Annotated in this window: 6 protein-coding genes; 2 read left to right on the forward strand and 4 right to left on the reverse strand. The window is 67.3% G+C overall.

The window, feature by feature from the left end; translation table 11 throughout:
- Window positions 1–215 precede the first annotated feature (215 nt).
- From tuf to rpsL, 4 genes are all read right to left on the reverse strand, one after another.
- Entirely contained in the window at window positions 216–1409 is a 1194-nt protein-coding gene (tuf, locus tag AB0G63_RS14065; RefSeq protein WP_360749261.1) for an elongation factor Tu, read from the reverse strand.
- A 154-nt stretch (window positions 1410–1563) separates the two neighbouring features.
- The gene (gene fusA / locus AB0G63_RS14070) at window positions 1564–3690 is read right to left on the reverse strand and encodes an elongation factor G (RefSeq protein WP_360749264.1); all 2127 of its coding nucleotides are present in this window, start codon (window positions 3688–3690) and stop codon (window positions 1564–1566) included.
- A 39-nt stretch (window positions 3691–3729) separates the two neighbouring features.
- Window positions 3730–4200: a 30S ribosomal protein S7 gene (gene rpsG / locus AB0G63_RS14075; protein ID WP_003998848.1), complete on the reverse strand. Its 471-nt coding sequence runs from the start codon at window positions 4198–4200 to the stop codon at window positions 3730–3732.
- A 2-nt stretch (window positions 4201–4202) separates the two neighbouring features.
- Window positions 4203–4574, reverse strand: coding sequence for a 30S ribosomal protein S12 (gene rpsL / locus AB0G63_RS14080; protein ID WP_003948652.1), 372 nt, complete (start codon window positions 4572–4574; stop codon window positions 4203–4205).
- 370 nt (window positions 4575–4944) lie between these two features.
- Here rpsL and AB0G63_RS14085 point away from each other — a divergent pair, with 370 nt between their 5' ends.
- Entirely contained in the window at window positions 4945–5700 is a 756-nt protein-coding gene (locus AB0G63_RS14085) for a Crp/Fnr family transcriptional regulator (protein ID WP_360749266.1), read from the forward strand.
- A gap of 231 nt (window positions 5701–5931) precedes the next feature.
- Window positions 5932–6643 (forward strand): hypothetical protein (locus AB0G63_RS14090; RefSeq protein WP_360749269.1); only part of this gene is annotated, 712 nt, incomplete at its 3' end.

Consider the following 6643-nt stretch of genomic DNA (forward strand, 5'->3'; position numbering starts at 1 on the left):
CACGCTAGGACGGCACAACCGGCCCACAGCGAGCAGACAGGAACATTCGGGACGCCTCCGGCGCGGAGTTGGCGCAACTCTCGGCGGCCGGTCCCGCGGGGTTCGCCGGGACTTCACCGGGCCGCCGTCGGCCCTCCCGGCACGGGAAAGGCGAAGGGGCCCGTACGACCGAAGTCGTACGGGCCCCTTCAGAGACCTACCGGGTCAGTCGAAGATCACTTCGTGATCTTGGTGACCTGGCCGGCGCCCACGGTCCGGCCACCCTCACGGATGGCGAACTTCAGGCCCTCTTCCATGGCGACGGGCTGGATGAGCTCCACCTTCATCTCGGTGTTGTCACCCGGCATGACCATCTCGGTGCCCTCGGGGAGGGTCACCACGCCGGTCACGTCCGTCGTACGGAAGTAGAACTGCGGGCGGTAGTTGTTGAAGAACGGCGTGTGGCGGCCACCCTCGTCCTTGGACAGGATGTAGGCCTGCGCCTCGAACTCGGTGTGCGGGGTGACCGAGCCCGGCTTGATGATGACCTGGCCGCGCTCGACGTCCTCGCGCTTGATGCCGCGGAGCAGCAGACCGACGTTCTCACCGGCCTGGCCCTCGTCGAGCAGCTTGCGGAACATCTCGATGCCGGTGACCGTGGTGGTGGTCTTCTCGGTCTTGATGCCGATGATGTCGACGGTCTCGTTGACCTTGAGGACACCACGCTCGATACGGCCGGTGACGACCGTACCGCGACCGGTGATGGTGAAGACGTCCTCGATCGGCATCAGGAACGGCTTGTCGACGTCACGCTCGGGCTCCGGGATGGAGGTGTCGACGGCGTTCATGAGCTCGAGGACCGAGGCGGTCCACTTCTCGTCGCCCTCGAGCGCCTTCAGCGCGGAGACACGCACGACCGGCAGGTCGTCGCCCGGGAACTCGTACTCGGAGAGGAGCTCACGGACCTCGAGCTCGACGAGCTCCAGGATCTCCTCGTCGTCCACCATGTCGGCCTTGTTCAGGGCGACGACGATGTACGGAACGCCGACCTGGCGGGCCAGGAGCACGTGCTCCTTGGTCTGCGGCATCGGACCGTCGGTCGCGGCGACCACGAGGATCGCGCCGTCCATCTGGGCGGCACCGGTGATCATGTTCTTGATGTAGTCCGCGTGACCCGGGCAGTCGACGTGGGCGTAGTGACGCGCCTCGGTCTGGTACTCGACGTGCGCGATGGAGATGGTGATACCGCGCTGGCGCTCCTCGGGCGCCTTGTCGATGTTGTCGAACGGGGTGGCCTCGTTCAGGTCCGGGTACGCGTCGTGCAGCACCTTGGTAATGGCGGCCGTGAGGGTCGTCTTACCGTGGTCGATGTGACCGATGGTGCCGATGTTGACGTGCGGCTTAGTCCGCTCGAACTTCGCCTTCGCCACTGGGGTCCTCCTGGGAGTGGTTCTGGTACGCCTTACTTCATCGGCGCCAGGTGATCTTTGCTGGAAAGCCCGGGCCCTGGGGCAAACACCATCGGATGCGGTGTTTGCCCCGTGAGGCTCCGGAGTCAAGCCTACGGCGTGTGAACGCGGTGCGTTACTCGCCCTTGGCCTTCGCGATGATCTCCTCGGCGACGTTCCGCGGAACCTCGGCGTAGGAGTCGAACTGCATCGAGTAGCTTGCGCGACCCGACGTCTTGCTGCGGAGGTCTCCGACGTAGCCGAACATCTCCGAGAGGGGCACGAGGCCCTTCACGACGCGGGCACCCGCCCGCTCCTCCATGGCCTGGATCTGGCCACGACGGGAGTTGATGTCGCCGATGACCTCACCCATGTAGTCCTCGGGCGTGGTGACCTCGACGGCCATCATCGGCTCGAGGAGCACGGGGCTGGCCTTGCGCGCGGCCTCCTTGAAGGCCTGCGAACCGGCGATCTTGAACGCGAGCTCGGAGGAGTCCACCTCGTGGTAGGCACCGTCGAGCAGCGTGACGCGCACACCGGTCATCTCGTAGCCGGCCAGGATGCCGAACTGCATGGCCTCCTGCGCACCCGCGTCGACCGAAGGGATGTACTCCTTCGGCACGCGGCCACCGGTCACCTTGTTGACGAACTCGTACGAGGCGTCGCCGCCCTCGATCGGCTCGATCGCGATGATGACGCGGGCGAACTGGCCGGTACCACCCGTCTGCTTCTTGTGGGTGTACTCGACCTTCTCGACCGCCTTGCGGATGGTCTCGCGGTAGGCGACCTGCGGCTTGCCGACGTTGGCCTCGACCTTGAACTCACGGCGCATGCGGTCGACCAGCACCTCGAGGTGCAGCTCGCCCATGCCGCCGATGATGGTCTGGCCGGTCTCCTCGTCGGAGTGGACCTGGAAGGAGGGGTCCTCCTCGGCCAGGCGCTGGATCGCGACGCCGAGCTTCTCCTGGTCGCCCTTCGACTTGGGCTCGATGGCGACCTGGATGACCGGCGCCGGGAAGTCCATGGACTCCAGGATGACCGGCTGCTTCTCGTCGCACAGCGTCTCACCGGTGGTGGTCTGCTTCAGGCCCATGACGGCGACGATGTCGCCGGCGCCCACCGACTCGATCTCCTCACGCTTGTTGGCGTGCATGCGGTAGATCTTGCCGATGCGCTCCTTCTTGCCCTTGACGGAGTTCAGCACCGAAGAGCCGGACTCCAGGCGGCCCGAGTAAACCCGGACGAAGGTGAGCTTGCCCAGGTGCGGGTCGCTCATGATCTTGAACGCCAGCGCGGACAGCGGCTCGTCGTCGGACGGCTTGCGCTTGATGACCGTCTCCGGGTCCTTGACGTCGTGGCCCTCGATGGCCTCGATGTCGACCGGGGACGGCAGGTAGCGCACGACCGCGTCGAGCAGGGGCTGCACGCCCTTGTTCTTGAACGCGGTGCCGCAGAACACCGGGGTCACCGTGGTGCCGGTGCCCTTGCCGGACGCGATGGTGATACGACGGATCGCCGCGTACAGCTGCTCCTCGGTGGGCTCCTCGCCCTCGAGGTACAGCTCCATCAGCTCCTCGTCGTTCTCGGCGACGGCCTCGAGCAGCTTGCCGCGCCACTCCTCGGCGGCCTCGGTGTGGGTGGCCGGGATGTCGACGACGTCGTACATCTCGCCCTTGGTCGCCTCGGCGGACCACACCAGGGCCTTCATCGTCACCAGGTCGACGACGCCCTTGAAGTCGGCCTCGGCGCCGATCGGCAGCTGCATGACCAGCGGCTGCGCGCCCAGGCGGTCGGAGATCATGTCGACGCAGCGGTGGAACTCGGCACCCGTGCGGTCGAGCTTGTTGACGAAGCAGATACGCGGAACGCCGTAGCGGTCCGCCTGACGCCACACCGTCTCGGACTGGGGCTCGACACCGGCGACGCCGTCGAACACCGTCACGGCACCGTCGAGCACGCGCAGGGAGCGCTCCACCTCGACGGTGAAGTCGACGTGACCCGGGGTGTCGATGATGTTGATGGTGTGGTCGACGTTCTCCAGCGACCAGTGACAGGTGGTGGCAGCAGAGGTGATCGTGATGCCACGCTCCTGCTCCTGCTCCATCCAGTCCATGGTGGCAGCGCCGTCGTGGACCTCACCGATCTTGTAAGACACACCGGTGTAGAACAGGATCCGCTCGGTGGTGGTCGTCTTGCCCGCGTCGATGTGGGCCATGATGCCGATGTTGCGCACCTTGGCCAGGTCAAGTGAAGTGGTAGCCATAAGGCTTCAGTCTTCTCTCGGTCTCGATGTGGGTAGCGACTACCAGCGGTAGTGCGCGAAGGCCTTGTTGGACTCGGCCATCTTGTGGGTGTCCTCGCGCTTCTTCACGGCCGCACCGAGGCCGTTGGAGGCGTCGAGAAGCTCGTTGAGGAGACGCTCGGTCATGGTCTTCTCGCGACGGGCGCGGGAGTAACCGACCAGCCAGCGCAGCGCCAGGGTGTTGGCGCGGCCGGGCTTGACCTCGACCGGCACCTGGTAGGTGGCGCCACCGACACGGCGGGACTTGACCTCGAGGGTCGGCTTGATGTTCTCGAGAGCGCGCTTGAGCGTGATGACCGGGTCGTTGCCGGTCTTCTCGCGCAGGCCCTCCATGGCACCGTAGACGATGCGCTCGGCGGTGGAGCGCTTGCCGTTCAGCAGCACCTTGTTGATCAGGGAGGTCACCAGAGGAGAGCCGTAGACCGGGTCGATGATGACCGGGCGCTTCGGGGCGGGGCCCTTACGAGGCATTCTTACTTCTCCTTCTTGGCGCCGTAACGGCTGCGAGCCTGCTTGCGGTTCTTGACACCCTGGGTGTCGAGCGAGCCACGGATGATCTTGTAGCGAACACCCGGCAGGTCCTTCACACGGCCGCCGCGCACGAGCACGATGGAGTGCTCCTGCAGGTTGTGTCCCTCACCCGGAATGTAAGCGGTGACCTCGATCCCGCTGGTCAGACGCACACGCGCGACCTTACGCAGGGCCGAGTTCGGCTTCTTCGGGGTGGTCGTGAACACACGCGTGCAGACGCCACGACGCTGAGGGGAACCCTCGAGTGCGGGCGTCTTGTTCTTCTCGACCTTGTCCTGCCGGCCCTTGCGGACCAGCTGCTGGATCGTAGGCACTACTTCTCCGGTTTCTGTGTGCCGATGGGTACAGCTAACCTGGAACGTCTCCGACCCACGCGGTCGGGTGTGTCGAACCCCGCGGACTCCCGCCGGTCGGCAGAAAGAGGCGCAGATTTCGGTGGCCGTTCACGGCTCCCTATGCGGTTTGAAGGCACGCAGGAGAGCCGAGGCACACCCCAGGCACAAGGTCTGAGCGTACCTACCTCACGGACATCGGTCAAAACAAATGCGGTCCCCCCGGAACCGCCGGTTTTCCCGTCTCCTGACCAGCGCGTCGCCCGCACCTGGCCGAATCGCATCCGTCCGGATTCTACGGCCTTGCACGTTCAGTACGTTGATGCGTCCACGTGAGTTGGGGGAGATGGGCATGACAATGTGGACGCCGGTGTCCTCGCCGGACGACGGCGGTCTCGACGACCGGGTGCCGTTCCTGGCCCGCCTGGAGAGCGAGGACCGCTCGACGCTGCTCGCACTCGGTCGCACGATGGACTTCACGCCCCGCACGGTCCTCCTCCGCCAGGAGGAACCGTCCGCGCACGTCCTCCTCCTGCTGCACGGTTGGACGAAGATCACCGCCGCGGCCGCCAACGGCTACGAGGCGCTGCTCGCGCTGCGCGGCCCCGGCGACATCGTCGGCGAATCGGCGGCGCTCACCGGGCGGCCGCGGGCGGCCACGGTGACCGCGCTGGAACCGGTGCGGGCGGTGGCGGTGGAGCGAGACCGCTTCAAGGACTTCCTGAACCACTCCCCCGCGGTCGCCTTCGCCCTGCTCGGCCTCACCTCGGACCGCACCCGCGCGGCCGACCGGCGGCGGCTGGAGTTCGCGTCGATGAGCGTGCGCGAGCGTCTCGCCGTCCTGCTGCTGGACCTCGCGCGTCTTCACGGGCGCCACACCCCCGACGGCATCGAACTCGCCGTACCGCTCAGCAAACAGGAATTGGCGGGGTCGGTCGGCGCCTCCCGCGAGATGGTGCAGAGGCTCCTCAGGGAACTGCGCGACAAGCAGGCGATCACCACGGGCCGCCGCGCCCTGGTGATCCGCCGGCCCGACATCCTCCGCCGCATCGCGGCGACGGCGCCCGCAGCGGGCATTCCGTCACCGCCGGGGCCGCAGGAGAGATGAGCGGGGCCGCGCGGCGTCCAGGCACCGTGGCGCGGCGGACGGACCGGCGGGGCGCAGTCGGCGGTGCGGCACTGCCGCAAGCACGGCAGTTTCCGCCCCGCAGCGCCTCACGCGCCGTCGGTCTTCTGTGCACACGTTCACACTCCGACTGCGTCATCCGCCCTCACCGCCCCGGCCGGTACGGCAGCACGCTTCTGGTCTGCACTCCGCCCCACACGTCGAGAGGCGACCATGAGCGACCCCGTAAGCCGGACGATCCTGCTGCTGGACATCGAGCGGTTCAGCGACCGGGACGACGTGGAGCAGGCGTATCTGCGCCGCATGCTCTACGACATCACCGACCGCACACTGCAGCGCGCCGGCGTCGACCAGACCCGCCGGCTGCGTGCCGACCGCGGGGACTCGGTGATGGAGCTCATCGACGCCAACGCCCCGGTCACGGACCTTCTGCGTGCCGTGCTCACCGAGGTTCCGGCGCAACTGCGCGCGTTCAACCGCATGGCGTCCCGCTCCGCCCAGATCCGGCTGCGCGCCGTCGTCGCCACGGGCTACGTCGCCGTGGACGAGCACCAGGGCTGGGTGGGCTCCGATCTCAACCACGCCTGCCGGTTGCTGGACGCAGACGTCCTGCGCGACGCCCTGCGCGAACGTGCCGACGACTTCGCCCTGTGCGTGTCGGACGCCGTCTACCGAGGCGTCGTACGGCACGACCACACGGGCATTCCCGCCGACGGTTTCCACTCCGTGACGGTCGACAGCAAGAACGGCCCGCTCGCGGCATGGCTGTACGGGCCGCTTCCCGGCGCGACGACGGCCAAGGACCACGGTGGCACGGGGGCGGCGCCGGGCGGTTCGGGGGACCGCCCGGCTGGAAGCCGTCGGCATCAACACCCCCTTCCCCATCCAGGAGATGACCCTCCCCGTCGCCCTCTCCGGCACGGAC

The sequence above is a fragment of the Streptomyces sp. NPDC020996 genome (assembly GCF_040641355.1).
Lineage (GTDB): Bacteria > Actinomycetota > Actinomycetes > Streptomycetales > Streptomycetaceae > Streptomyces.